Origin of the sequence: Flavobacterium sp. 83 (assembly GCF_000744835.1) — a bacterium.
Taxonomy (GTDB): domain Bacteria; phylum Bacteroidota; class Bacteroidia; order Flavobacteriales; family Flavobacteriaceae; genus Flavobacterium.
Genome location: NZ_JQMS01000001.1, coordinates 52,037 through 77,488, shown reverse-complemented (window position 1 = coordinate 77,488; position 25,452 = coordinate 52,037). Strand labels below are relative to the sequence as shown.

Below are 25,452 nucleotides of genomic sequence, written 5' to 3'. Positions count from 1 at the left end.
AATTATTTTTGATTAAAAGGAGAAGGCTCTTTCTGAACTGTTGTAATAAAATATCTGGTTTCTCCCCACCAGGCAAATGTTCGGTATCGTTCTACGTAGGTTAATTTTACATAATTTCCTTGAAGTCCTTTCAAATCTTCGATCACTTTTTTATCACTGTCCAATACAGAAAAACTAAAAATTTGCGCCCCGGAAATTCCTTGGCTTAATTCGCCTTCCCAGGTTTTTATCGCCATTCCCTTATGACTTAATTTTATGAGTTCACCAGACCGAAATCCTTCACTGTAAGGAACGTAATATAGAAATGCAAAATAACAAATCAAGACCAGCGTGCCGACTCCTAAAATAATTCCTAAAATTCTTTTCATTTTATTTCGTTTAATAATTGATTTTCGTCTTTTTCAGCTCTGTTTAATATGCTTTCCGGAAGTGCTTTTTTAGCTTTGGCTCCCATTTTTTTCAATTTCTCCACACTCACGATTAGGTTTCCTTTTCCTTCTACCAGTTTATTCATGGCGCCACTGTATTCTGTTTTGCTTTCATCTATCTTCTTGCCAATTTTGATTAAATCACCTACAAAACCTTCAAATTTATCATACAATGCACCAGCTTGTCGCGCAATTTCAAGTGCGTTTTCCTGTTGCTTTTGGTTGGTCCACATACTGTCAATAGTTCGCAATGTTGCTAATAAAGTAGCAGGTGTAACTATAACAATGTTTTTCTCGAATGCTTTGTTGTACAAGCTCGTATCTTCATTCAGCGCCATAGCAAAAGCAGGTTCAATAGGAATAAATAACAATACAAAATCAGGGCTTTCAATTTGGTATAAATCCTGATAGTTTTTATTTCCTAATTGTTCTACGTGACGCTTGATGGAGTTAACGTGTTCTTTTAAATATCCAATTTTTAAATCGTCATCTTCCTCATTGATGTATTTTTCATAAGCAGTCAAAGAGACTTTAGAATCGACAATCATCTTTTTACCGTCAGGCAGATTTATCACAACGTCAGGAAAAACACGATTTCCGTCTTCGGTAGTGAACGCTTGTTGGACTTCGTATTCACGGCCTTTTTCTAATCCTGATTTTTCAAGAACGCGTTCCAAAACTAATTCGCCCCAATTTCCCTGCATCTTACTGTCGCCTTTCAATGCTTTCGTAAGGTTGAGGGTTTCCTTGCTCATTTGGATATTCATTTCGCGTAAGCCAAGAATTTGTTGGCGCAAAGCCGCATGATAATCAATGCTTTCTTTGTGTGTGTCTTCAACTTTCTTTTCGAATAAATGAATTTTATCTTGCAAAGGCGTCAGGATATTTTTCATGTTCTCCTTGTTCTGCTCCGTGAATTTATTGGACTTTTCTTCTAATATTTTGTTGGCGAGATTTTCAAATTCTTTGGTGAATTTTTCTTGTAGTTTCTCGACTTCTTCTTTTTGTTCTTTATTGCGTTCCCAAAGATTCTCAAAATCAACTTCTTTTTTTGAAAGTTGAATGGCTAAACTGTCTTTTTCACTTCGAATGTTTTCTTTCTCAACATTGGCGTTTTCTAATAGCTTCTCAAAAGCTGTTTTGTCAATTCTGATTTGTTCTTTCTGCTGATTGAATTGGGAATTTAAAGCAATGAGTTTTTCTTCCAGACTGATTTTTTCTGATTGGAATCGGGCTGAGAAAATGAGTTTGCCGATGAAAACACCAATGGCGAGAGCAACGATGAAAATCAATAAAAACGCAAGCATATTTGACATAAAATTTCTTTTTGTAAGACTGTAAAAATAGGCAAAAGTTTGCTGTTATCCTTTCGGAGATCAAAATACTATAGCAAGTTTTAGGATTTGTAGATTTGATTATTTTAAGGATTAATTGTTCTTTTTATTCTTTGTGTTTTGGCGGTTTAAAATAATAAAGCCAATAAGAAACGAGACACTTATTGGCTTATTAAAAATAAATTGAATTTTATTCATCCAGTTTTATATTTCCTCTGTCTTGCTGATTATCCGGATGCTCATTAGGATAACGATTTGGAATAATATCAGAATTATGGTCTTTATTTTCCACCATTTTTTTAGCTTGTTCTTCAGGAACATTAGCAATATCAGTACTTAAGTTTACAGGAGTGTTATCCTCATTTTGTTCTAGGGTTCCATCAATATTTCGTGCTCTTTGAACAATTTTTTGATTTCCATGTGCATCAGTTTCTACTTCTGTTTTCAAATGGGATACCTCAGGATTCGTATTTTGGGCTAGATTCTCACCGCTAAATCCCTCATTTGTATTTTGCTTATTATTTGTTTTTTTCGAACCTAAATCGTTGCTTTCCATACTCTTTAATTTTAAAGCTAATACTGTTAGCTTCTATAAGATTACGCTTTTTAAACGAAGAAATTCAATCATTTAACATAGCTTTTGGTTTACATAAATAAATCTATGGCGACACTATTTTAAATCCATCAAAAACAAAACTATCTTTGCACGCACAACTAATACACGAAAATGTCTCATTCTCATTTCATCATTCATAAGCCTTACGGGTATCTGAGTCAGTTTATCTACGAATTAAAAAGGAAAAAGAAACTGCTGGGCGAATTGCACGATTTTCCCAAAGGAACGATGGCGATAGGTCGTCTTGACGAAGATTCAGAGGGATTATTGTTGTTAACTACGGACGGGATGATGAGCGAAATCATTCGAAGTAAAAAAGTTGATAAGGAATATTACGTCCAAGTTGATGGTATTATACATCAGGAAGCCATTGAACAATTACAAAAAGGAGTTGAAATAGGTTTTAATGGCACGAAATACATCACTAAACGGTGTAAAGCTTCTCTAATCCATGAAATTCCTGCTTTTGGTACCAGAGGAAAAAAAATTCGGGATGAACGTCACGGTCCAACTTCTTGGGCTTCGATAACGGTGAATGAAGGGAAGTTTCGCCAAGTACGCAAAATGACTGCCGCGGTTGGTTTTCCTACCTTGCGCTTGATTCGTGTTCGAATAGGAAACGTACATCTCAATGATTTACAAGCTGGTGAAGTTTTGGAAGTCGAAAATTTTCAAATAGAGATTTAAAGGATTTGATCTGATTTTTTCAATCTTTTAATTTTTCAATCTTTTAATAAAGTATAATATGTTAAACATCGTTTTAGTAGAACCTGAAATCCCAAATAATACTGGAAATATTGGCCGATTGTGCGTAGGTACCGAAAGCCGTTTGCACTTAATTCATCCTTTTGGATTTGTCATTAATGATAAAAACCTGAAACGTTCCGGTTTGGATTATTGGGTGCATCTTGATGTTACTGAATATCAAAATATAGCCGAATGGAAAGCACAGATTCCTGATTTATCCCGAGTTTTTCTGATGAGTTCCCATTCCGAAAAATCCTATTTAGAAAATGATTTTCAGGATGGAGACTGGTTGGTTTTTGGGAAAGAAAGTAAAGGTTTGAGTGAAGTTGTTTTAAACGAATTTCCTAATCATCTGACCATTCCTATGTCACCGCTAATTAGGAGTTTTAATATTGCAAATTCTGTCGCGTTTGTCATTGGCGAAGCAAAGAGGCAAATAGCTGGTAAATTGTAAATTACGAATTTATAATTGTAAAAAGTAAGGCGGTTTTGTGGTTGAAATTTCATATATTTGAGTAGGTCATTCTAGATTGAATTGTGTTTTTTCTCCTTTAAAACGTACTTTTTATGATTGATAAAATTACTCTTAGAAGCACCATTTTTAAACATTTAGATGGTTTAGTTACCGCTCCTGTCGCCTATGTTTTACATGAAAAAGGGATGCTTTCCTATATTCTTGACAAAAAAGAAGTCACACTTGCGGAACTTACACAATATTTTAAAGCAAATGAAGGCTATCTCAATGTGGGTTTGCGTGTTTTGTGTTCGCAAGGATTCCTGGATTATCATATCAATACCGCCACTGACCAAATTAAATTTAGCATAAACGATAAAAGTGCGATTGCTTTTTCGATGTTCTATTTATATGAAGATGTGCTTGATTTACTGCATTTCACGATGCAATTTCGCACACGATTATTAGATGATATTCCTTTTGCTCGATTGGGTTTAATTTTCGATTTGTATAAAAAAAATTATGAAATTTCATTTTCGAATGATACGCTGACCAATGAAATTCAGCATCAGATTCTAACACATATTGAAGGTTGTCTCGTTGGGCCAATATTGGTACGGCTTGGTATGAGCGGTATGTTCCATAAGTATTTTATGGAGATTTCTTTCCGTCCTGAAGAATTTCATAAGTCACCCGAAAATTTCAAAATTATTCTCGATTTCTTTGTTGATTTAGGTTGGTTTACCCAAAAAAAAGGAAATTATCAGTTTACGGAAATGGGGTTGTTTTTTGCCAAAAGAGCTTCTGCTTATGGAGTGACAGTTTCCTATTTACCTACTTTTAGTAAAATGGAGGATTTACTTTTTGGTAACCCAAATATACTCCGAACGGTTGCTGAAGACGAAGACGAAATTCATGTAGACCGAGAAATGAATGTTTGGGGAAGCGGAGGTGCGCACGATACTTATTTTAAAGTCGTAGATGAAATTATCATCAAATTATTCAATTTACCAATAGAAGATCAGCCCAAAGGAATCCTCGATATGGGTTGTGGTAATGGAGCATTTATAGAACATATTTATACTGTAATCGAAAGACAAACCCTGCGCGGAAAAATGTTAGATGATTATCCTTTATTCCTCGTTGGTGCCGATTATAATCAGGCGGCGTTGAAAGTAACCAGAGCCAATTTAATCAAAGCCGATATTTGGGCCAAAGTAATTTGGGGCGATATTGGACAACCGGATTTGTTAGCCAATGACTTATTGGAAAATTATAACATTGATTTGAAAGATTTATTGAATGTGAGAACCTTCTTGGATCATAACCGAATTTGGGAAATTCCCAAACTAGTAAATAAAGACAGAATAAGTCATTCAACAGGAGCATTTGTGCATAGAGGAGAGCGAATCAGCACTAGTTTAATAGAAGATAATCTATTGGAACATTTGAATAAATGGTCCCCTTACGTTCGGAAATTTGGGTTGTTAATGATTGAATTGCATACCATTGCTCCAAATTTGACCGCTGGTAATTTAGGAAAAACTGCCGCAACGGCTTATGATGCCACGCATGGTTTTTCGGATCAATACATAGTCGAAATTCCCGTTTTGCACAAAATCGCTGCTGAAGCAGGATTATATCCAGACACTAATTTCTTTAGAAGATTTCCGGATTCTCCCATTGCAACAGTCAGTATAAATTTATTGAAAGGAAATGGATAGAACATTTTACAATGAATTGAAAAATAGTAATAAATGAGGAAGTCTGTTCAACCTCCTCATTTATATTTAATTTCTGGTAACAAAATCACTTAATGTAACGTAGGTATTTCCAGTCACCGCATCGTGATAAATGTTATATTTTGTTGGATAATTCCCTGCTTTTTGAAAATGTTCCGGTTGAGAATAATTGGCACTAAAATCAACATCAGAAAGTAGGTAATCTAAAGTAATCATTGGTTCGACAAAAATAAACTTACCATTATAAGAACCGTAAATCATAATTTTAGAAAAAGGGAGATATGCTCCTAAGTCTGCAGGCAACCAGTGTTTTCCCATTTGAGCTTCGGCAGTTGCCGGACCAGGTGGAGTAAAATAATCTGCAGGCATGTAACCAGAAGCAGGATAATTATTAAAAGCAGCATCCGTTTCCGGCGACCATGCGGGTATTGCGAGTTGTTCTTCAGGAGAAATCATGTAAAAGTGAATGTCAAAATGGGGTACATCAAAAACACCTGCAGGTTCGTGACCATGAGGATTCCAGTTCATTCCAATATGATCAAAAGGGGTTAATTCTGTCGCTTTTAATTGCAATGGTACTACAATATTTTCTCCATCTGGTGGAACGGTTTTACTATTTTCAGTTGTCAGATTTTTAAAAGCTTCAGGAGTGATTTCAAGTCCAATTTCGTTAGGATGACCATTTGAATCCACACTTATCCACGAACGAACTTTTCCGTATCCAAGCGCAACTTGTGGGCCTTTAAATACAACAAGTTTGGTAGCACTGGTTTTTGCAGTAAGCGATTGGACACCATTTTGTTGCGAATCACTATTAATCATTTCATCCTGACTGCAGGATAAAAGGAAAAATAATGACCCCAAAACGACCATTTTTTTTGGCAACGTAAACAAATTTTCCATAATTAAAAATTTAAAAGATTGTTTTTAATAATGTAGATAAGTTGAGCTTTGGGGAAAATAAAATGAAGAACAAAAATACAATAAATATCGTAACAACTTGATAATCAGTATTAATTTGTTTTTAAATTTATTGAAAGCACAATTTTATTTGCGCGGAGTATATTGTTTTTACTACCGTAAAATTTATAAATAAGAAAAAAGATAGTCTTTAGACAACAGATTTTATAAAAAAAATGCGATAAAAATGATGTGTTTTAGCAGAAGAATTTCAGAGAAACTAAACAATCATGAATTTTCCTTTTTCAGCATCAAAAACAATATGCTCATCTTTGAATAAGGTATTAAAACTCCCTTTTGAAATAAAATTACAAGGCTCGTCTTGAAGCACTGTTTCTGGAGTCATAATAATCATTTCGTCACTCAATTGTATCGCCATGTCAATATCATGGGTAGAAAATAAAATGCATTTTCCGGTTTCATGAGTAAGCTTTTTTAAAAGTTTGAATAAGGCTACTTTATGCAATAAATCCAAATGTGTGGTTGGCTCATCTAAAATTATTAACGGAGTATCCTGTGCTAAAGCTCGTGCAATCAATACTTTTTGTAATTGTCCGTCACTAATTTCATAGTGTTTTTTTGTAGCTAAATGACTGATTTGAGTCAGCACCATAGCTTCATTCACTTTAACAATATCAATGTCAGATAAAGTTCCCATCCAGTTGGTATAAGGCTGTCTTCCTAAAGCAATGAGTTCAAAAACGGTTAAATTGCTTGGAGGTAATTTTTCGGTTAAAACGATACTTAGGTTTTGGGCTAAATCCAAAGGTTCGTAATCCGTGATTTTCTTTTCATTCAAGAAAACGGCACCTGAAAGTGGTTTCTGGATTCCCGTTATCGTTTTTAAAAGTGTTGATTTTCCAATGCCATTGGCACCAATTAAAGCAATCAGTTTTCCTTTTTTTAAAGAAAGAGAAATATCCGAAGCCACTACGATTTTCTCTTTTTTATGAGAATAACCGATGCTGATTTGAGACGCTTGTAAGATAATTTTGTTTTCCATTAGGCAATCATTTTTCGTTTTCTAACCAATAACCAGATAACCACGGGAGCACCAATTATCGAAGTTACAGCATTGATAGGTAAAGTGATTTCTAATCCTTGTAATTCTGAAAGTACATCGCAAACAAGCATAATCGAAGCTCCTAAAAGTAACGTACTCCAATACAAAACCGAATGGTTACTGGTTTGAAATACTAATTTTGCAATATGAGGAACCGCCAGTCCTATAAAGGCAATTGGACCTGCATACGCCGTAATACTTCCTGCTAAAATGCTTGTTGCAAAAATGATAATCAATCGTGTTTTCTTGAAATTCAAACCTAAGCTGCGAGCATAATTTTCTCCTAATAATAAGGCATTTAGCGGTTTGATGCTGAACAGACTTAATAACAAACCAATCGCCACACAAACGGTTAGAATTAATATGGATGACCAAGACAAGTTGCCTAAATTTCCCATGGACCAAAACGTGAATTTCTGTAATTGTTCAGCCGAACTAAAATACGTAAGAACGCCTACTATTGCACTGGTAAAACTACCAAACATTAATCCAACAATTAGGATTGCCATTGTATCGCGTAACTTTTGGGAAACCATCAAAACCGCTAGTAACACAATAGAACTTCCTATAGTTGAAGCTAAAATGACTCCATACGAGGATAGTAAAATTGTACTTAAAAAAGGAGGAAGTAAGCTCGCTCCTAATAGTACAAAAGCAACGCCTAAACTGGCACCGGAACTCAGTCCTAAAACATAAGGTCCTGCTAATGGATTTCGAAACAAAGTTTGCATCAGCAAACCACTTATGGATAATCCCATTCCAACAAGAATTGCAGTAATGGCTTTGGGTAAACGATAATTGACAATGATATATTCCCAAGTGGATTTACTCGCTTGACCACCAGTTAAACTAGTGTAAATTTCTTTAAAAGGAATCGTGATGGAACCAAAACTAATGTTTACAAAAAACAATAGAACAAGCCCCAAAGTAAGCAAGAAAAATAGAATAGTATTTCGTTTTTGATTCGCCAATTTAGTTTAGTTTTTGTGCAAAAGTAAAAGTATAATTTGGAAGCAGTTCAGGATGGAAGATTTTAATGTAATCTTTCAATACTAAATCTGGACGGCTTGCTGCTAATTCATAATAAATAGTTCCTCCTGTTGCACCTAATTTACTTTCAAAAGTATACACATTTTTAGATTTTGAAGCATCAAACTGACTGTAATGTGGATTACTGTTTTCGAATTCAGCACTGTTTTTGAATGAACCTGTTGCAATCCAATATTTTGCTGTTTTTGCTTTCTCTAATATTTTTTCAAAAGGCATGCTAAGACTTCCTGTTCCTGCAACATTTGACCACAAATAATTCGCTTTGGCATCTTTCATAAACTGCGCTACCCAGCTATTTCCTCTTGCTACATACCATTGGTCTTGATACATAGCTCCGTATAAAACGGTCGCTGTTGGTTTTTTGTTGGCAACTAATTCTATAGCGTCATTGTAATTTTTGACAATTCCATCAAAAAGTGTTTTGGCCTCTTTTTCTTTTCCAAATAAAGCGCCGTAAAGCTTAATCCATTCTGCTTTGCCAAGTGGAGTTTGTTCCATCCAGTCCGCTTGTATGAGTACATTAAGACCGCTTTTTTGTAAATTATCAATCGTCGGATTGTTGTTGTCAATGCCAAAGGTTACGATTAAGTTAGGCTCCAACTCAATGAGTTGCTCCATATTTAATTTTTCGTTTTGTCCTATGTTTTTAACAGTGCCGGCATCAATTAGTTTCCTGGTTTTTTTAGAAGAAATGTAATCGGTGTGAGGAAAACCCACCAGTGATTTTTCAACTCCCAACATTTCTAAAAAAGGGATAATAGTTGTTGAGGTAACGACAATTGATTTTAAAGGAACTGAAATTATGGTGTATTTTTGTAGGCTATCTGGAATGCTGCCGTTTTTTTCTTTTAATATATAGGTGAAGTTTTTATTGGCTTCAGGCCAAGGATTAGAAACCGTCACTACTGAATATCCTTCATACTTATTAATAGAAAATCCCGAGGCATATTCGATTGCATTTTTAGAATTGGAACTTTCTTTTACGTTAAGGTTTTCGCTTTTTTTGCATCCAACGAAAGTTGAAAAAGACAAAATAAAAAGGATTAATCTAATGGAGAACTTCATGATTTAATTTTTCGATAGCAACAAAGGTATACCAAATTTATAAAATTTCTTGTTTATTTTTAGCAGTAAAAAATTGAACAAATACTATCTTTACAAAATGAATAGCATTAAAGTCAAAAACTGTTCTGCTTGCGGAACTCCTTTTAATTGCGGGGACACACCTGAAGGAAGTAAATGTTGGTGCAACAATTTTCCGCCCATTTTTACACCGACAGAAATGGTAGATTGTCTCTGTTCCAGTTGCTTTACAACGGCATGCTCCACTAAAATTGACGAATATGTTGCAACTCTGTCTTCTGAAACTGCAACAAATAATAAAGCTAAAGATTTACCCAAAACGACCAATCTCATAGAAGGAATTGACTATTATTTAGAAAATGGGAATTATGTTTTCAAGGCTTGGTTTCATCTAAAAAGAGGTCATTGTTGTACCTATGGATGTCGACATTGTCCGTATGGATTTAAAAAAATATAAAAATGATATATTTAATAACTGGTGGCGAACGCTCCGGTAAAAGTAGTTATGCTGAAAATTTAGCAAAAGAATTGTCGGATAAACCAATGTATGTGGCTACAGCCCGAAAATGGGATGATGATTTCCAAAAGAGAATCGATCGCCATCAAAAAGATCGGGACGAACGATGGATTAATATCGAAAAAGAAAAACACTTGAGTGAAATTAATTTTTCAGGAAAAGTAGCTATAGTCGATTGCGTCACACTTTGGTTAACGAACTTTTTTGTAGATACTAAAAACGATGTTTCCTTGTGCTTAGAACAAGCTAAAGCTGAATTTGATGCTATTGCCAATCAAGAAAATACAACTATTATTATTGTAACCAATGAAATAGGAATGGGTGTTCATGCCGATACTCACATAGGTAGAAAATTCACTGAACTTCAAGGTTGGATGAATCAATATATAGCTAAGAATGCCGATATCGTTGTGCTTATGGTTTCTGGAATTCCTGTAACAATAAAAGAAACAAAATGAAATAGCTATGATTTTACAATATTGAATTCAACGAAAATAGTGTCTCATAGCGTATTACATATTCAATTAAAAATCAATAAATAACTACATATGAATTTTGTGACTTCTTGGAGTGGCGGAAAAGACAGTTGTTATGCAATGATGCAAGCAACTCAGCAAGGATTTGTTCCAAAAGTGTTACTCAATATGATGAATGAAAACGGAAAAGTATCCCGTTCTCACGGATTGCCATTGTCTATATTGAATCAGCAAGCTCAAAAAATGGGATTACCTCTGGAAGGAATTCCGGCAACTTGGGGTGATTATGAAGCCAAATTTATTGCCGTTTTGAAAATGCTAAAAGCCAAATATGATTTGGAAGCAGCCGTTTTTGGTGATATTGATTTGCAACCGCACAAAGATTGGGAAGATAAAGTATGTGCCGCCGCATCGCTAAAAGCAATTTTACCTTTGTGGCAACAAAACCGAATCGTCTTGGTAAATCAAATGCTTGAAAACGGAATTGTAACGATGATTGTTTCTTGCAATACAATGATGGGAGAACATTATCTGGGTAAAATTTTGAACAAAGAACTAGCTCAAGAATTACACGAAAAAGGAATAGATCCTTGTGGTGAAAATGGCGAGTTTCATACGTTGGTAATTAATTGTCCGTTGTTTTCGGGAGCGATTGAACTGCCTGAATTCACTAGAATTACTTATGAAAATTATTGTTTCATCGTCTGGGAAGAATAACTTTTCAATAACAAAAAAACAATGGCAATTGTCATTGAATTTGCCATTGAACTTTTAAATAAAAAAACATGACTTATTTAGATGAAATTTTAAAATCCCGCCGCGACACCCGTCATTTTACGGAGGATCAAGTGCCTGATGCTGTTATTGAAAAAGCACTGCAAGCGGGGCATTGGGCGCCTTCTGTGGGTTTGACTGATGCTACAAAATACTATCTGGTCAGGTCGGCTGAAATGAAGAAAGCCATTAAAGATTTATTTTTAGATTATGATGAAAAAGCAATTTCGCTAACGGATAACGAACAACAAAAACAAGCCTACAAAGCTCTTAAGCTAGAAGCAATAGAAGAAGCACCATTGGGATTAGTGATTTGCTATGATCGTTCCGTTTTGAATAATTTTACGATTGGAACCGTTGGGAGTAATGAAGCGGTAAAGTTCAGTTCTGTTTGTGCTGCACAAAATATTTGGCTTTCCTTAACGGAGCAAGGGTATTCTATGGGATGGGTTTCCATATTGAATTACTATCAGTTCAAGCAATTATTGGGTTTGCCTGAAAATATGGAGCCGTTGGGGTATTTTTGTGTGGGAAAACCGGCTACCAATTATGATAATCAACCCATGTTGCAACAACTGAATTGGAAACAAAAACAAGAAATTCCATTAGTTGAGGAAATTACTGTTTTGCATGAAAGTAAGGTGGAGAAAGTATTTTTTGATACTGAAAAGGAGATAGATTCTGCTGCTTTTGCAAATGCGTTACAACATAAAATCGACCAAAAAACCAAACCAACAGGTTCATTAGGAATTTTAGAAGTGCTTGCCAAACAAATTGGGATGGTGTTTCAAACTTTAGAACCTAAAATTATAAAACCCAATCTGGTTGTTTTTGCAGCCGATCACGGAATTGCAAATCATGGTGTAAGTGCCTATCCGCAAGATGTAACCAGACAAATGGTGAATAATTTTTTGATAGGTGGCGCAGCAATCAATGTGTTTTGTAAACAAAATAAGATTCAATTAGCTATTGTAGATGCTGGAGTGAATTATGATTTCCCTATGAATACTGATTTGATTTCGGCTAAAATAGGGAAGGGAACACACTCTTTTTTGCATGGAGCCGCAATGAGTAAAACAGAAGTTGAATTGTGTTTTATGAAAGGAAGTAAAATTGTTGCCTCTATTGCAAAAACGGGCAGTAATTGTATTGGTTTTGGTGAAATGGGTATTGGTAACACTGCTACAGCTTCGGTTTTGATGAGCATTATTTTAGAATTACCAATTCAGGATTGCGTAGGAAAAGGCACAGGAGTAAATGATGAACAGTTGATTCAAAAAATTAGTATTCTTAAAAAATGCATTGCCAATTATAATGGTTCAGATGATTTAGAGAGCAAGTTAGGTTATTTCGGCGGTTTTGAAATCATGCAAATGGTGGGTGGAATGCTTCAGGCAAAAAAGAGTAATATGCTGATTCTGGTAGATGGTTTTATCTGTAGTGTTGCTTTTTTAATTGCCTTTAAAAAGAATCCGTCCATTCTTAAAAATGCTATTTTTTGCCATTCTTCAGCGGAGCAAGGGCATCAAAAAATATTAGATTATCTAGGAGTTCGTTCCCTATTGCAACTAGATTTAAGGTTGGGTGAAGGCACGGGTTGTGCGATTGCTTTCCCTATAATTGAGTCGGCTGTAACATTCATGAATGATATGGCCAGTTTTGAATCCGCAGGTGTGAGTAGCCGGGAACTTTAAATTTAATTTGTTAGTAAATAGATAAATTGGCTTTAGCCAAAATAAAAAAAATGAAAAAAGAACTACATATATTTTTTACAGCATTAATGTTTTATACAAGGATTCCGTGTCCTGCAACCATTGATCACAATCCAGATTATTTAAATAAAGCGTCCCGTTATTTTCCATTAATTGGTTGGATTGTGGGTAGCGTTGCTTTTGGGGTATATTGTGTGTTTAATTATTTAGTTGCGCCTGAAATTGCGGTAATCTTCTCTATGATTGCTTCCGTTTTAGTTACGGGAGCTTTTCATGAAGATGGTTTTGCTGATGTTTGCGATGGTTTTGGTGGCGGTTGGACCAAAGAAAAAATACTGATAATTATGAAAGACAGTGCTATTGGTGCGTATGGAGCAATAGGTGTGATGCTGTTGTTATTCCTTAAATTTCAAGGATTGACTCAATTAATTAAAGTTTTGGATAATCCTAAATTTATAATTTATAATTCACAATTTATAATTTTACTATTACTTGTTTCAGCGCATTCCATCAGTCGATTAGCAGCGATTTCAATTGTTTTTACCCATGAATATTCTCGAGAAGATGCTTCAAGCAAAAGTAAACCTATCGCACAAAGTTATTCTTGGAGAGAAGTGGCGGGAGCTTTCTTTTTTGGATTACTTCCATTAGTTATTTTGTCCTATTTTCAGTGGCAAATACTGTTGGTTTTAATACCTGTTTTTCTGACTCGATTCTTTTTGGCGCGTTATTTTCAGAAATGGATTGACGGGTATACCGGGGATTGTTTAGGCGCAACCCAACAGGTTTGTGAAGTGGTTTTTTATATATCAGTTATTGCATTATGGAAGTTTATTTAGTACGTCACACGGAAACGGTTTGCGAAAAAGGAATTTGTTATGGACAATCCGATGTGGAAATCATGGAACCTTATGATGTTGTTTTTCAGTCTGTTTTGAATCAATTACCTCAAGATGCAAAGCTATATTCCAGTTCTTTGCTTCGCTGTGTGCTTTTGGCAAATTACATCAAAGACAATTCAGAAATTACTGCTGTAAATGAAGATTCTCGTTTGATGGAAATGAATTTTGGCGATTGGGAAATGAAAAATTGGGATGTAATTCCACCGGATGACTTTACGCCTTGGATGACTGATTTTGTAAATGTTCGCGTGCCGAATGGAGAATCATTTACGGATTTACACAATAGAGTAATTGATTTTATGCATAATGAACTTCAGCAAACCAATTCAAAACCAGTTATTATTGTGGCACATGCAGGAGTGATACGTAGTTTTTTATGTAAAATTTCAGATTTGCCACTAAAAGACGCTTTTCAGAATAAAGTAGATTTTGGAGCTGTAATTAAAATTGAATTATAAAATCCGCAATTATTTAGGTTATTAACTTAATATAATTTTATCTTTGCCGCCGTATTGAGGTTGAGGTTTGTTTATTTTCAAACCCCATTAAAAGGGAATCAGGTGAAAGATTTCAAGTTTTAGATTTCAGATTTCAGGGTTTAAATCCTAAATCAAGAATTCTAAATCAAGAATCCTAAATCCTGAGCTGTACCCGCAACTGTAAGCTATTAAGCTTGTTGTTATCTACAAAACCATTGTCTCGTCCTTAAATACGAGATGAGAAGGTAAACAACAAGACGCAAGCCAGGAGACCTGCCTATTACATCGAGTATCAAACTTTCGGGAAAAAAGGTTTGGGTATGGGTCATTCTATGCTTTTCTCCCCATTTATTAAATTTTACATTTTAAAAATGAACAAAAAATTCATTCGCTTTAGTGCGATTGCATTGTTATTTGCAATGAACACGTATGCACAAGAACAAGAGCCAAAACAACTTGATGAGGTTGTTGTTTCCGATTCAAAATTTGCTTTGCCAAAAGAAAAATCAGGAAAAGTTATCGTCAAAATTACTGCTGAGGATTTGAAGAAAAAATCAGGACAATCAGTAGCTTCTATTTTAAGTACGGTAGCAGGTGTTGAAATTAATGGAAATCAGAGTCGTAATGGTAAAGATTTGGGACTTTACATTCGCGGAGGAAGAAATCATCAGGTTTTAATTTTGATTGATGGTGTTCCGGTAACAGATGCTTCAGGAATTAGCTTATCGTATGATTTGAGATTACTTCCAGTAGAGCAAATTGAAAGTATTGAGATTATGAAAGGTGCTTCAAGTACATTATACGGTTCTGGAGCAGCAACCGGTGTAATTAATATTACACTAAAAAAAGCAGGTAAAAAAGCGATTGCAGGAAATGCCTACATGAATATTGGTACACAGACAGTTGCTAAAAAAGCAAATTATAGTGTGCAAGATTACAACCAGGGTTTTGTTGTAAACGGTGGTTTTGAAAAAGTAAATTATTTTGCTTCTTTGAATAGTACCGAAACTACAGGAATTTCTGAAGCTAAACCATTGAATCCAAATACTAAATTTGAAAATGATGCTTTTTCAAGAGTGAATTCTTTAGTAAAAATTGGCTTTACGCCAACTAAAAAATTATCCTTGGATTTCTTTGCTAATTATGACCGAATGAAAAACGGTTTTGATGCAGGCTCATTTGCGGATGATCTTAAAAATTTTAGTCTTTCAGAGCAATTTAGAGTTGGTTTTACTCCAAAATACAAGTATAACAAAGGAGAATTGGTAATCAATACCAGCGCAAACGTAATCAACCGTGATATCTTTAGTTATGGCTCTTTATTTCAGGCTAAGTCAAGAAGTGTCAATGTTGATGCCTTTAATAAATATGAAATTTCATCTCAATTATTTGTGGTTACCGGAGCACAATTTCAGTTTCACGAAATGTCAAACGTGAGCCAGTATGATGCGATTACAACTGAGATAGCAAAATTCAATATGATTGATCCTTATGTAACGGCTGTTTATAATTCTGGTTTTGGATTAAATTTAAATGTAGGAGCCCGTTATAATATGCATAGCAAATACGGTAATAATTTAGTTTATAATGTTAATCCATCGTATAATTTTTCAGAATCATTTAAAGTATTAGCGTCTTACAGTACAGCATTTGTTACTCCAAGTTTGTACCAATTGTACTCTCCATACGGAGATTTGAATTTATCTCCAGAGAAAGATGCTACTGCCGAAGCTGGTTTTGAAGTAAGTTTAGTAAATAAAAAAGTAGTTTTGAATGCTGTTGTTTTTCAAAGAGAGGAGCAGGATGCTATAGGATTTGATTTGATGACTTACAAATATTTTAATGTAAATGGGAAAAACAAAGCCAAAGGTCTTGAGACAATGATTTCTTATGCTTTTAATGATAAAGTAAAATTCAATGCTAATTATACTTTTACGGAATTAGAAAAACAATCTCGTATCTTAAATCCAAAACACAAAGTAAATGCTTCTGTAGATGTTCAGGCTGCCCCTCGTTTAGCTTTTAATGTGGCGTACCAATTTGTGTCTGATAGAAATTTTGAGTACACAACATATCCGGCACCTACTTTTGATCCCGTTTTAAACTCAGAAGTTTTGAAAAATTACCAATTAGTAAATGCTAATGTTCGTTATGAATTAATCAAAAATAGATTGAATGTTTTTGGTGCAGTTGATAATATTTTGGATAATGATTTTATTGAAACCAGAGGGTATAGTACCAGAGGAAGAAATTTTAAACTTGGGTTGAATTTCTTATTCTAAAAATCAAAAAATAAAATATTTTAGTTTTAGTACTTAAAACCCGTTTCTTAATTTGGAACGGGTTTCTTGTTTTTATTTCATTTCGGAAATAAATTCTGAAATGGATTTAGCAATTTTATTTTGCTCCTTATCGTCAATCAAGTATTTTTTGTCGTTTTCATTAGTTAAATAACCAAGTTCAACAATTACTGCTGGTACGTCTGATCTTTTAAGAATGTAGAAAGGGCCCGTTTTTATACCTGATAATTTCAAATTTGTATCCTTTGAAAATTTGTCTTGCAGCCTTGTTGCAATTTCATTTGATTTTTCAAAAAACTCAGTTTCTTTTGAAACATATAATTCTAAGCCAGATGTTTTATTATTTAAGCTTGAATTTACATGAAGGGATAAAACCAAATCAGGTTTAAGTTTATTTATGAAATTAGCGCGTTCTTCATAGGATAAAAAGGTGTCATCTGATCTTGTCAGATGAATCATAACATTACTATTTAAAGACTTAATTTTGTTAGATACTTGTTCTACAATTTGTTTTTCAGTAATAGAATTAGAGATGACTCCATAATCATTCCCACCATGACTTGCATCAATAACAATATTTATTTTTTTTGGTTCTAATGGTTTAGAACTTATAAATGAAAAAGAAATAATTATTATTGCTATTAAAAATATTTTTTTTAAATTTTTCATTTAGTTGTATTTTAGGGTGTTAAGTGCTAAATCTAAACTTAAAAAAAGTATTTTTATTATAATTGTGTTTAAATTATTTCAAAGCTTTCAAAAGACCTTCAGGTGCTTTTTCTAGGTACATTTGGTTTTGTAACCCATCAATAGATTTTGCATCTTTAAAATAATTAAAATCTTTTCCTGTACTTTGTTTAAGCATTCTAGCTGTTCCGGTAATTTTACCTATTGCAGTGCTTAATAAAGGTTCTGCTGTATCACCAAGAACGCCAAAACTACTTATAGTTTCTTTTAGGGCGTAAGTAGGTGTTAAGCCATTATAATAATCACCAAATCCATCTGAATTTACGATTTTTAATACAATAGGCTGCATGGCATATCTGTGGTTTGGGTTTCTGTTTTCAGTGCCAAAAGTAGGGGAATCATATAGTGTAACTGATCCAACATTTTTTCCGGTTGTCACATCACCAATTTGCACCATACTGATATGGGGTTTAAGTCCGTTTATAACTAATTCACTTGCTGATGCAGTACTTTTGGTCGTTAGGATGTAGATTTTAGTCATGTTCAGGCTATTGATAGCTGTAGTTCCAATTTTGTCTGTGAAGCTATTGATTAAAGCTGCTGGGTTTTCGGATTCGAAATAAGCATTGATTTTAGCATTCCATTGTTGCTTAGCAAAGACTTGACCCGTAAATTGACCTGTAATCATGCTCGCTAATCGGGTAGCGGTCTGAACAGAGCCACCGCCATTGTAGCGTAAATCTAAAACCAAGTCAGTAATTCCTTGGGATTTTAGAGTAGCAAAAGCATCATTTAATTGCGTATCATAATTAGCATAAAAGCCGTTGTACATTAAATATCCTATTTGATGAGAGCCAGAGGTTATTACCTTATTGATTAAAATTGGATTTTCGGATAAAACGGTTTTTGTCAATGCTACTGATTTTCCATTGGCAACAATTGTCGTTCCATTATAGTCGGCCATATTTAATGTGTAACTATCAGCAGCTAATAGAGTTTGGTAATTACTTATGGTAAGTTGAGTACCATTTACGGCAGTGAACATATCACCACGCTTGATGGCTTTATTAGAAGCATCTGAATTTGCAATAATATAACGTACATAGCCAAATATCTCAGTAGAGCTTCCTGGCTTATAACTTAAACCAAAATCGACACCATCATTTTTAGTTGTTCCTTGAAGCGCTCCTTCCAGTTCTAAATAATCGCTTACAATCCAACTGAATCGATCGATGGTTTTATCGACTCTAAGTGCATTAAATAAATTTTCAGGAACAGGATATCCTTTCAAAAAAGTATTCAATTCGACTTGAGTTGGAAACCGGTCGTCAGCTAAATTAGGTACGTCAGCTTGCCATAAATAGTATTGATTTAATCCTTTCCAGATAAAATCCTGAACATCTAAATTTACTGGTGCGGCAACATCATCGTTATCTTGGCAAGATTGGAAAGTAAGAATACCAAAGAATAATAAAAGCGTAAGTAGGAATGATTTTTTCATGTTTTGGGAGCAATGTCTTTTATGAACGTAAAAATACTAACTTTAGTTTTTATTTTATGTTTTTTTGTAACAAAAAGAAATGTGAATCGTCTTGATTGTATAACCGTTATAATAAATGCTCCTTATGAACCAATATGAGTTTGTGCAGCTAATCAGTCCATTTAAAGATAAAGTCTTTCGACTGGCAAAGCGATTGCTCATAAGTACTGAAGAAGCTGAAGATGCCACTCAAGAAGTTTGGGTTAAATTATGGAATAAAAATAAAAGTTTAGATGGCTTTACTAGTATAGAAGCTTTTGCAATGACAATGACAAAAAATTATTGTTTGGATCAATTGAAGTCAAAAAGAGCGGGGAATATTAAATTAGTTCATACTAATTTTACAGATAGTGAGCCAGGTTTATATAAAAAAATAGAAGATATTGACAGTCTGAATTGGGTTGAAAAAATAATAAACCAATTGCCGGAACAACAACGGATATTAATACAAATGCGGGATATTGAACAATATGAGTTTGCTGCAATTGCTGAAATAGTAAACATGAATGAAACTGCTATTCGCGTAGCGCTTTCAAGAGCAAGGAAAACGATAAGAGAAAGCATGATAAAAACGCACAGCTATGGAATTAAATAAAATAGAAATACTTTTAGAAAAATACTTTCAGGGAGAAACCAGTATTGCTGAAGAAAATGAATTACGTACTTATTTTTCTTCACCGGATGTTGCGCAGCATCTGGAACAATACAAGCTGATATTTGGTTATTTCTCTCTCCCAAAAGAGCAAATGTTGAAGCAAGAAATTCCACTACAATCTAAGAAACATTATGTAGCGTGGCTATCTATTGCTGCTTCGGTGGTTGTTTTGTTGGGAATTGGGGCATACATTTTTTATAATAATGATAATGTAAATGAGAAGCAGGATTTAGGAACGTATGATGATCCTGAAGTTGCGCTTAAAGAAACTCAAAAAGCATTGGCGTTATTGTCAAATCATGTAAATGTTGGCATAGAAAGTGTATATTATATTAAAGAATACCAAGAATCAAAAGAATTAATTTTTAAACAATAATCAATCAATAAAAATGAAAAAATTTTTAATAACGTTAGTAGTAGTTTTAGTTTCAAGTCCATTTTTTGCTCAGGCTGCATTCGATAAATTCGATGGACAAGATGATGTCACCTCAATCATTGTCAATAAAAAAATGTTTGATTTAATGAGTAAAGTAAAAGTGGATGCTTCCGATAAAGAGACACAACAATACCTTAATTTGATAAAAAAATTAGATAACCTAAAAGTCTTTACAACTAAAAATACCAGAGTGGAAGGCGAGATGAAAATTGCCGCTGACAGGTATGTAAAATCAGCAGGTCTGGAAGAGTTAATGCGTGTAAATGATAGTGGAAAAAACATTAAAATTTTAGTTAAATCTGGTGCAAAAGATTCTCAAATAAGAGAGTTGTTAATGTTTATTGAAGGTGCTAAAAATGATGATACGGTTTTAATGTCATTAACAGGGGATTTTGATTTAAGTGAAATCTCAGTACTTACGGATAAAATGCGAATTCCTGGAGGGGATGATTTGAAGAAAGCAACTAAAGGTAAAAAGTAAAATGAAACCTGTTTATAGTATTGCGCTATTCTTTAGCTTGTTTCTGTTCAGTTGCAATCAAGAACCTACATTGCAGAAATACTTTGTAGAAAATACAGATAACAAGAATTTTATTGCTTTAGATGTTTCGTCAGATATACTGAATATGGATCAAACACAATTGTCATCAGAGCAAAAAACAGCACTACAATCTTTTGATAAGATGAATGTGTTGGCCTTTAAACTCAATGGTAAAAACAAAGTACAATTTGAAGTGGAGCGTGCTAAAGTAAACCTGATTCTGAAAGATAAAAAATACCAGCAGCTGATGAAATTTGGATCTGGAAAAGAAGGAGCTTCAGTAAGTTATGTAGGTTCTGATGAGCATATTGAAGAGTTTGTTTTTTTTGCTAATAAAAAAGAAACAGGTTTTGCTGTCATACGCGTTTTGGGTAAAGACATGAATCCCACAAATATCATGACCATGATGCAGGTCATTCAAAAATCAAATATTGCTTTAGAACAACTCAAACCTTTGCAACAACTAATAAAATAGAAATTGTATGAATTAGAAAAGCGTCCCGATTCTGTATCAAGACGCTTTTTTTATGGTTTAATACCTTTAGAAAGTACTACTTACAAAACATTTTTTTGTTTTTAACGGCACTTTGGCTTCCATATTGAATGGCTTTGGAGAAATCAGCACATGCACTCTTTTTGTTTTCAAGATGAATATAGGATAGTCCCCTAAGGTTGTAAGCAATGTAATCTTTTGGGTTTAAAACAATAGATTGGCTACAATCCTCAATGGTGCCTTTGTAATTATTTGATTTGTAATTAATATCAGCACGAGTAGTGTAAGCATCGCCTCTTTTTGGGTCAATGCTGATAGTTGTGTTGACATCAATTAAAGCTCCTTTTATATCGCCTATTTTTTGTTTTGAAAGCGCTCTGTTTAAGTATGCTTCTGCAAATAAGGGATCTCTTTTGATTGCCTTAGTATAATCATCAATTGATCCTTTTAAGTTTCCTGTTGCAGCTTTTTTTAATGCTTGATCAAAAAAATCATAAGCTATTGGGTCTTGACTCCATCCAAGGAAAGAACTTAATAATAATGCGAGGAGGACTAGTTTTTTCATAAATAACTTAGGTTTGTAGTTTTGGTGTAAATTTTCATCTAAATTAACTGAACTTTTTATACCTGTATAGTTCTTTCAGTTATTCCATTAACGAATAGAATTGTAATTTATTTTGAATAAGTAAAAGAAAATTAATTTCAAGCTAAATACTAGTTACGCTTAATTTTACTACTGCTTAGGATTTGGTTTAAAAGCTTCAAGTAGTTTTTGGCCTTAACAAAGTTTTGGTTTGAAAGTAAAATGCTTCAAAAAAAATCCAAACGTATTTGATTTTTTTTGAAGCATTTTATTTTTTTGTGACCACGGTGGGGACATTACCCGTGTATTTTGATTATTTGTAAAACCCATCAAACGTATTGAATATAAAGAGATTGTTTAATTTGTTGGTTTGTTCATTTCCGTAATAATTCGCAATAATACACGTTTGGTTAACTAACGGTTAACTAAGTTCTTTTTTTTGCTTATCTTTGAATTGTTCAAAAAAGGCAAAAATTATGGCAAGTGTAAAATGTTTACTTCAAAGCAAAAGCGATAACGCAAATATCTATGTTCAATTTTCAATCAGTAGAACACAAGTTTTCAAAAGAAAAACGGGTTTTATAATCGATGCTAAAGATTGGAACGGCAAAGCACCAATACAAAAAACTCAAGAACTAAAAGCTTTAAAATCAAAGCTGGACAAATTGGCCACATTTATAAATGATGCTCACAATGACACGGTAAGCACAGGAATAGAATTTACAGGCGATTGGTTACAACTTCAAATTGATTTCTATAATAAAAAAACGCCCGTTTTAGAATTGGACGTTATGACTACTTACATACAAAAGTATATTGACGAAGCACCCTATAAACAAAATGCAAAAAAAGAACTTGGATTAAGTAAAGGACGTATTCAAAACTTGAAGCTATTCAAAAGCACGGTTTTAAAATATGAAGCCGAAGCACTTAAAAGCAAAAGCATTTTGATAAGAAACATAAATTTAAAGTTTGTTGAACAATATAAAAACTGGATGTTTGGCAAAGGATATTCCACAAATTATGTAGGTAAAAATATTGCGAACATTAGAACTATTTGCCTCGATGCTTCTAAAAATGATATTGAAACCTCAACACAGATTAAAAATATTAAAGGTATTTCAGAAAGCCGTGAACCTGAAGACATTGTTTTTTTAAGTGAAGACGAACAAGAAGCAATAAAAAATGCACCGCTTATTAGAGAGGCACTTATAAACGCCCGTAAATGGTTATTATTAGGTTGTTTGATTGGCCAGCGTGGAGGCGATTTACTGAACATTACCGACAAAAACATTAAAGAGTTAAACGGTATGAAAATAATTGAATTGAAGCAACAGAAAACAGGCAAACTTGTTGCAATTCCTTTACTACCTGAAGCGGTTGAAATAATCGAAAGCGGTTTACCTTATAAAATATCATTAGTACATTTTAACGAACATATTAAAGACGTTTGTTTAGAAGCTGGATTGACTGAACCAACCAAAGGACGTAAAAAAACAAAGTATAACAAGCCAACTACTAAAGGCGTGTACCCTAAACACGAAGTTATTAGCAGTCACATTTGCAGACGTTCGTTTGCTACTAATTTTTACGGACGTATTCCAACACCCGTACTAATGAATATAACGGCTCACGGAACTGAAAGAATGTTTTTATCGTATATCGGTAAAACCACGTACGATAATGCTTATCAAATGTTAGATTATTTTAGTAAGTTAGCACCTAAAGAAAAAACACCGCCTCAAATGGAGGTTGTACATAACACAGGCACTAAATAAACTAAACATAGCAAATGTTATTTCATAGAATTGATAAAATAGAAATGGAAATTTTTCAATCTGTTTCAGATTGGGAAAAATTAAATATGATAATGTTTGAATCTTTTAACGAACGATTTAAATATCCTATAATAACGAACGATTTTAAGCGTATAAAGGCGTATTTTAGAATATTAAGAGATAGATATTATTTTGCCGAGTATATATATTCATTAGAGATTTTAATGCATAAAATTGAAAAACTTAATGATGACCTTTTAGAAAATAATTTATTTGAAGAGTATGACAAATATTTATTTGACTTTGAATCCATAAAAAATAAAGAATTAATAAATGAATATCTTATAAAATTCATTGTTAGATATAATGACATTTGCATTAAAAAACATTTTACAGAAATAGTTGAATATCAAAAAAAATTGAATTTAGAATATTTCAAAATTTACACACCAAAATCAAAAGAAAGACTTAAAATTCTAAATAAAAATTTAGATAGTATTAATAACGAAATTGAGTTTGGAACTGGAAAAAATATACTTTTTGGTAATTTTGATTTACACCGTTTTTCATATAGAATTTGTTTGTTAACATTAGAGCAGAAAAAAGATATTTTCCAAAAGGAAATTAAATTAATTCAATCAAAACTTAAAGTCAAAGCAAGTCCCGAAATTATAGATTTAGTATTAAATAAGAATATTGAAACAAAAAATAATATTGATGTAAAAATTCCCTACTTATACGATGGAATAAATATAAATACTATTCCTAAATCAATATATGATGAATTAATTTCAAACAGTAACGACCGAAGTTTTAAGTCATACTCAAATGATAAGGGCGAAAGGATTACGGAATTTGGTGAATTTAATCCTCCTATGTTTATTTATTTTGATAAACCTTATAATTTTCATATCAATATAAAACATTATGATTATTTAGAAAATAAATTAATGGTAGGAATTTGTTTTGATGAAAATTATAATAAAGTCACAAAAGAAAATATTTATTCATTTTACAAATATTACAATGATGGATTTTTAAAAGGATATAAGGAATTTGAAAATAGTTTAAAACAAAATAGTAGTTTATTTAATATTACTAATGACCAAATTGCTTATAAAATATACTCGAGAATAGTTCGAGATGGCTTTTTGAAAAAAGATGGCTTTATGAAACTTGGAAGTTTAATAAGTCCTTGTACGGAAATTGAAACCAAAATATCTTCCGAAAATAATATCAAATCCATTCTAAAAATTACTGAAGAAAGATTTTTTGAAAGTGGGTTTGAAGGTGGTGAATTTTACAAAGCGTGGGAAATTATTCTAAACAATCCCTCCGTATTTGAACCAATATTTTTAAAAAACTCTAATACTGAAAAAGAAAATGAAGCAAAAGTTATAAACGATACTTCAATAAAAGAAGAATATTTAGGACAACCTACAAACGACAATGCAAATGATTTTTTTGATTTTTTAATTGAATATTACAGACCTGAAGACAAAACACAAATTAAATATGTTAACATACTTCACTATTTAAAAAACGATGCAGACAAAAAACATTTTATTTTTAAAGTTAAGCAAGATGAATTTAGAACTTTAGTTAAAGTTAAAACAGGAATTAAAATAAGTAAATTTGATAAATCGGCGAAGTATATAGAAGAAGAAAAACCAATTTTTCACAAACTTGAAAACACTTTTTTCAAAAAAATGAAAGTATAAAAATCAAAATACCATACATACTATTTTTATACTATAATAATACTATTTTACACCATTGTAAGCACCGTACACGCCTGAATATCATTGTACTTCACTTTAAACAGTAAGTACAATGAACACACAAATTTTCTTAAACGGCATTACATTAGAACAATTAGCCGAAGCGGTTGTTAAACTTCAACAACAACCCGTTGCACTACCTCAACCCGAAAACGAATTTATTACACGGGATGAGGTTTGTAAATTATTAAACTTCAACAAAACAAGTTTATGGAAACATACCAAAAGCGGTAAACTCAAAAGTTACGGCATTGGTAACCGTGTTTTATACAAAAAATGCGAAGTATTAGAAGCGGTTAAACCTATTAATCATTAATTCTT

At 33.1% G+C, this 25,452-nt stretch carries 28 protein-coding genes and 1 riboswitch; of the genes, 17 read left to right on the top strand and 11 right to left on the bottom strand.

The features are described 5' to 3' along the window. Nucleotides 1-2: 2 nt before the first annotated feature. From T410_RS00395 to T410_RS00385, 3 genes are all read right to left on the bottom strand, one after another. Nucleotides 3-368: a hypothetical protein gene (locus T410_RS00395; protein ID WP_035667638.1), complete on the bottom strand. Its 366-nt coding sequence runs from the start codon at nucleotides 366-368 to the stop codon at nucleotides 3-5. After that, on the bottom strand, nucleotides 365-1,744 hold the full coding sequence (rmuC, locus tag T410_RS00390; RefSeq protein ID WP_035667636.1) for a DNA recombination protein RmuC: 1,380 nt from the start codon (nucleotides 1,742-1,744) through the stop codon (nucleotides 365-367). Before rmuC ends, T410_RS00395 begins: the two co-directional genes overlap by 4 nt. 208 nt (nucleotides 1,745-1,952) lie before the next feature. After that, nucleotides 1,953-2,318, bottom strand: coding sequence for a hypothetical protein (locus T410_RS00385; RefSeq protein ID WP_035667634.1), 366 nt, complete (start codon nucleotides 2,316-2,318; stop codon nucleotides 1,953-1,955). Nucleotides 2,319-2,489: 171 nt separating this feature from the next. Here T410_RS00385 and T410_RS00380 point away from each other — a divergent pair, with 171 nt between their 5' ends. The 3 genes from T410_RS00380 to T410_RS00370 all read left to right on the top strand — a co-directional run bounded on the left by T410_RS00380 (nucleotide 2,490) and on the right by T410_RS00370 (nucleotide 5,303). Then, on the top strand, nucleotides 2,490-3,065 hold the full coding sequence (locus T410_RS00380; protein WP_035667632.1) for a pseudouridine synthase: 576 nt from the start codon (nucleotides 2,490-2,492) through the stop codon (nucleotides 3,063-3,065). Nucleotides 3,066-3,123: 58 nt separating this feature from the next. Continuing rightward, nucleotides 3,124-3,579 (top strand): tRNA (cytidine(34)-2'-O)-methyltransferase, encoded by a 456-nt coding sequence (locus T410_RS00375; RefSeq protein WP_035667630.1) that lies wholly within the window; start codon nucleotides 3,124-3,126, stop codon nucleotides 3,577-3,579. Between the two features lie 113 nt (nucleotides 3,580-3,692). Further along, on the top strand, nucleotides 3,693-5,303 hold the full coding sequence (locus T410_RS00370) for a class I SAM-dependent methyltransferase (RefSeq protein WP_035667628.1): 1,611 nt from the start codon (nucleotides 3,693-3,695) through the stop codon (nucleotides 5,301-5,303). Nucleotides 5,304-5,369: 66 nt separating this feature from the next. On the opposite strand, the gene T410_RS00365 is transcribed toward T410_RS00370, so the two are convergent. The 5 genes from T410_RS00365 to T410_RS17170 all read right to left on the bottom strand — a co-directional run bounded on the left by T410_RS00365 (nucleotide 5,370) and on the right by T410_RS17170 (nucleotide 9,810). Further along, nucleotides 5,370-6,224 (bottom strand): hypothetical protein, encoded by an 855-nt coding sequence (locus T410_RS00365; RefSeq protein WP_051929309.1) that lies wholly within the window; start codon nucleotides 6,222-6,224, stop codon nucleotides 5,370-5,372. Nucleotides 6,225-6,501: 277 nt separating this feature from the next. Continuing rightward, complete coding sequence (locus T410_RS00360; protein ID WP_035667626.1) at nucleotides 6,502-7,284, bottom strand: ABC transporter ATP-binding protein; 783 nt, start codon at nucleotides 7,282-7,284, stop codon at nucleotides 6,502-6,504. Next, entirely contained in the window at nucleotides 7,284-8,315 is a 1,032-nt protein-coding gene (locus T410_RS00355) for an iron ABC transporter permease (RefSeq protein WP_035667623.1), read from the bottom strand. Before T410_RS00355 ends, T410_RS00360 begins: the two co-directional genes overlap by 1 nt. A gap of 1 nt (nucleotide 8,316) precedes the next feature. Further along, nucleotides 8,317-9,459 (bottom strand): ABC transporter substrate-binding protein, encoded by a 1,143-nt coding sequence (locus T410_RS00350; protein WP_035667620.1) that lies wholly within the window; start codon nucleotides 9,457-9,459, stop codon nucleotides 8,317-8,319. Between the two features lie 90 nt (nucleotides 9,460-9,549). Continuing rightward, nucleotides 9,550-9,810, bottom strand: coding sequence for a hypothetical protein (locus tag T410_RS17170; protein ID WP_035667617.1), 261 nt, complete (start codon nucleotides 9,808-9,810; stop codon nucleotides 9,550-9,552). Here T410_RS17170 and T410_RS17165 point away from each other — a divergent pair. The 7 genes from T410_RS17165 (at nucleotide 9,728) to T410_RS00315 (ending at nucleotide 16,619) form a co-directional block, all read left to right on the top strand. Next, the gene (locus T410_RS17165; protein ID WP_238567390.1) at nucleotides 9,728-9,934 is read left to right on the top strand and encodes a DUF5522 domain-containing protein; all 207 of its coding nucleotides are present in this window, start codon (nucleotides 9,728-9,730) and stop codon (nucleotides 9,932-9,934) included. The two genes, T410_RS17170 and T410_RS17165, sit on opposite strands and share 83 nt — an antisense overlap. A gap of 2 nt (nucleotides 9,935-9,936) precedes the next feature. After that, nucleotides 9,937-10,452 carry a bifunctional adenosylcobinamide kinase/adenosylcobinamide-phosphate guanylyltransferase gene (gene cobU, locus T410_RS00340; protein ID WP_035667614.1) on the top strand — a complete coding sequence of 172 codons (516 nt, stop codon included), beginning with the start codon at nucleotides 9,937-9,939 and terminating at the stop codon, nucleotides 10,450-10,452. A gap of 90 nt (nucleotides 10,453-10,542) precedes the next feature. Then, on the top strand, nucleotides 10,543-11,187 hold the full coding sequence (locus T410_RS00335) for a diphthine--ammonia ligase (RefSeq protein ID WP_035667611.1): 645 nt from the start codon (nucleotides 10,543-10,545) through the stop codon (nucleotides 11,185-11,187). A 68-nt stretch (nucleotides 11,188-11,255) separates the two neighbouring features. Beyond that, a complete protein-coding gene (cobT, locus tag T410_RS00330; protein ID WP_035667609.1) occupies nucleotides 11,256-12,938 on the top strand; it encodes a nicotinate-nucleotide--dimethylbenzimidazole phosphoribosyltransferase in 1,683 nt (560 codons plus the stop codon). A 50-nt stretch (nucleotides 12,939-12,988) separates the two neighbouring features. After that, a complete protein-coding gene (locus T410_RS00325; protein ID WP_035673874.1) occupies nucleotides 12,989-13,795 on the top strand; it encodes an adenosylcobinamide-GDP ribazoletransferase in 807 nt (268 codons plus the stop codon). Next, nucleotides 13,780-14,316 (top strand): alpha-ribazole phosphatase, encoded by a 537-nt coding sequence (gene cobC / locus T410_RS00320; RefSeq protein WP_035667606.1) that lies wholly within the window; start codon nucleotides 13,780-13,782, stop codon nucleotides 14,314-14,316. Before T410_RS00325 ends, cobC begins: the two co-directional genes overlap by 16 nt. Before the next feature lie 46 nt (nucleotides 14,317-14,362). After that, a riboswitch (cobalamin riboswitch) is annotated at nucleotides 14,363-14,633 on the top strand. Between the two features lie 75 nt (nucleotides 14,634-14,708). Next, a complete protein-coding gene (locus T410_RS00315; RefSeq protein ID WP_035673872.1) occupies nucleotides 14,709-16,619 on the top strand; it encodes a TonB-dependent siderophore receptor in 1,911 nt (636 codons plus the stop codon). A 72-nt stretch (nucleotides 16,620-16,691) separates the two neighbouring features. Here T410_RS00315 and T410_RS00310 read toward each other — a convergent pair whose 3' ends face one another. Beyond that, the gene (locus T410_RS00310; RefSeq protein ID WP_051929308.1) at nucleotides 16,692-17,306 is read right to left on the bottom strand and encodes an N-acetylmuramoyl-L-alanine amidase; all 615 of its coding nucleotides are present in this window, start codon (nucleotides 17,304-17,306) and stop codon (nucleotides 16,692-16,694) included. Between the two features lie 73 nt (nucleotides 17,307-17,379). Beyond that, the gene (locus T410_RS00305; RefSeq protein WP_035667604.1) at nucleotides 17,380-18,825 is read right to left on the bottom strand and encodes a S41 family peptidase; all 1,446 of its coding nucleotides are present in this window, start codon (nucleotides 18,823-18,825) and stop codon (nucleotides 17,380-17,382) included. A 124-nt stretch (nucleotides 18,826-18,949) separates the two neighbouring features. On the opposite strand from T410_RS00305, the gene T410_RS00300 reads away from it, so the two are divergent. The 4 genes from T410_RS00300 to T410_RS00285 are packed head-to-tail and all read left to right on the top strand — an operon-like array spanning nucleotide 18,950 to nucleotide 20,971. Continuing rightward, a complete protein-coding gene (locus T410_RS00300; RefSeq protein WP_035673868.1) occupies nucleotides 18,950-19,459 on the top strand; it encodes an RNA polymerase sigma factor in 510 nt (169 codons plus the stop codon). Beyond that, nucleotides 19,446-19,895, top strand: a complete 450-nt coding sequence (locus T410_RS00295) for a hypothetical protein (protein ID WP_035667602.1) — start codon at nucleotides 19,446-19,448, stop codon at nucleotides 19,893-19,895. The genes T410_RS00300 and T410_RS00295 overlap by 14 nt, the downstream gene beginning before the upstream one ends. A 13-nt stretch (nucleotides 19,896-19,908) precedes the next feature. Beyond that, nucleotides 19,909-20,436: a DUF4252 domain-containing protein gene (locus T410_RS00290; RefSeq protein ID WP_035667600.1), complete on the top strand. Its 528-nt coding sequence runs from the start codon at nucleotides 19,909-19,911 to the stop codon at nucleotides 20,434-20,436. 1 nt (nucleotide 20,437) lies between these two features. Beyond that, on the top strand, nucleotides 20,438-20,971 hold the full coding sequence (locus T410_RS00285) for a DUF4252 domain-containing protein (protein WP_035667597.1): 534 nt from the start codon (nucleotides 20,438-20,440) through the stop codon (nucleotides 20,969-20,971). Nucleotides 20,972-21,047: 76 nt separating this feature from the next. On the opposite strand, the gene T410_RS00280 is transcribed toward T410_RS00285, so the two are convergent. After that, the gene (locus tag T410_RS00280; RefSeq protein WP_035667594.1) at nucleotides 21,048-21,554 is read right to left on the bottom strand and encodes a hypothetical protein; all 507 of its coding nucleotides are present in this window, start codon (nucleotides 21,552-21,554) and stop codon (nucleotides 21,048-21,050) included. Between the two features lie 494 nt (nucleotides 21,555-22,048). Between T410_RS00280 and T410_RS16345 the strand changes: the two genes are divergently transcribed. The 3 genes from T410_RS16345 (at nucleotide 22,049) to T410_RS00265 (ending at nucleotide 25,447) form a co-directional block, all read left to right on the top strand. Further along, entirely contained in the window at nucleotides 22,049-23,350 is a 1,302-nt protein-coding gene (locus T410_RS16345; RefSeq protein ID WP_051929307.1) for a phage integrase SAM-like domain-containing protein, read from the top strand. 14 nt (nucleotides 23,351-23,364) lie between these two features. Next, the gene (locus T410_RS00270; protein ID WP_152556914.1) at nucleotides 23,365-25,071 is read left to right on the top strand and encodes a hypothetical protein; all 1,707 of its coding nucleotides are present in this window, start codon (nucleotides 23,365-23,367) and stop codon (nucleotides 25,069-25,071) included. Between the two features lie 112 nt (nucleotides 25,072-25,183). Beyond that, on the top strand, nucleotides 25,184-25,447 hold the full coding sequence (locus tag T410_RS00265; protein WP_035667589.1) for a helix-turn-helix domain-containing protein: 264 nt from the start codon (nucleotides 25,184-25,186) through the stop codon (nucleotides 25,445-25,447). Nucleotides 25,448-25,452 lie beyond the last annotated feature (5 nt).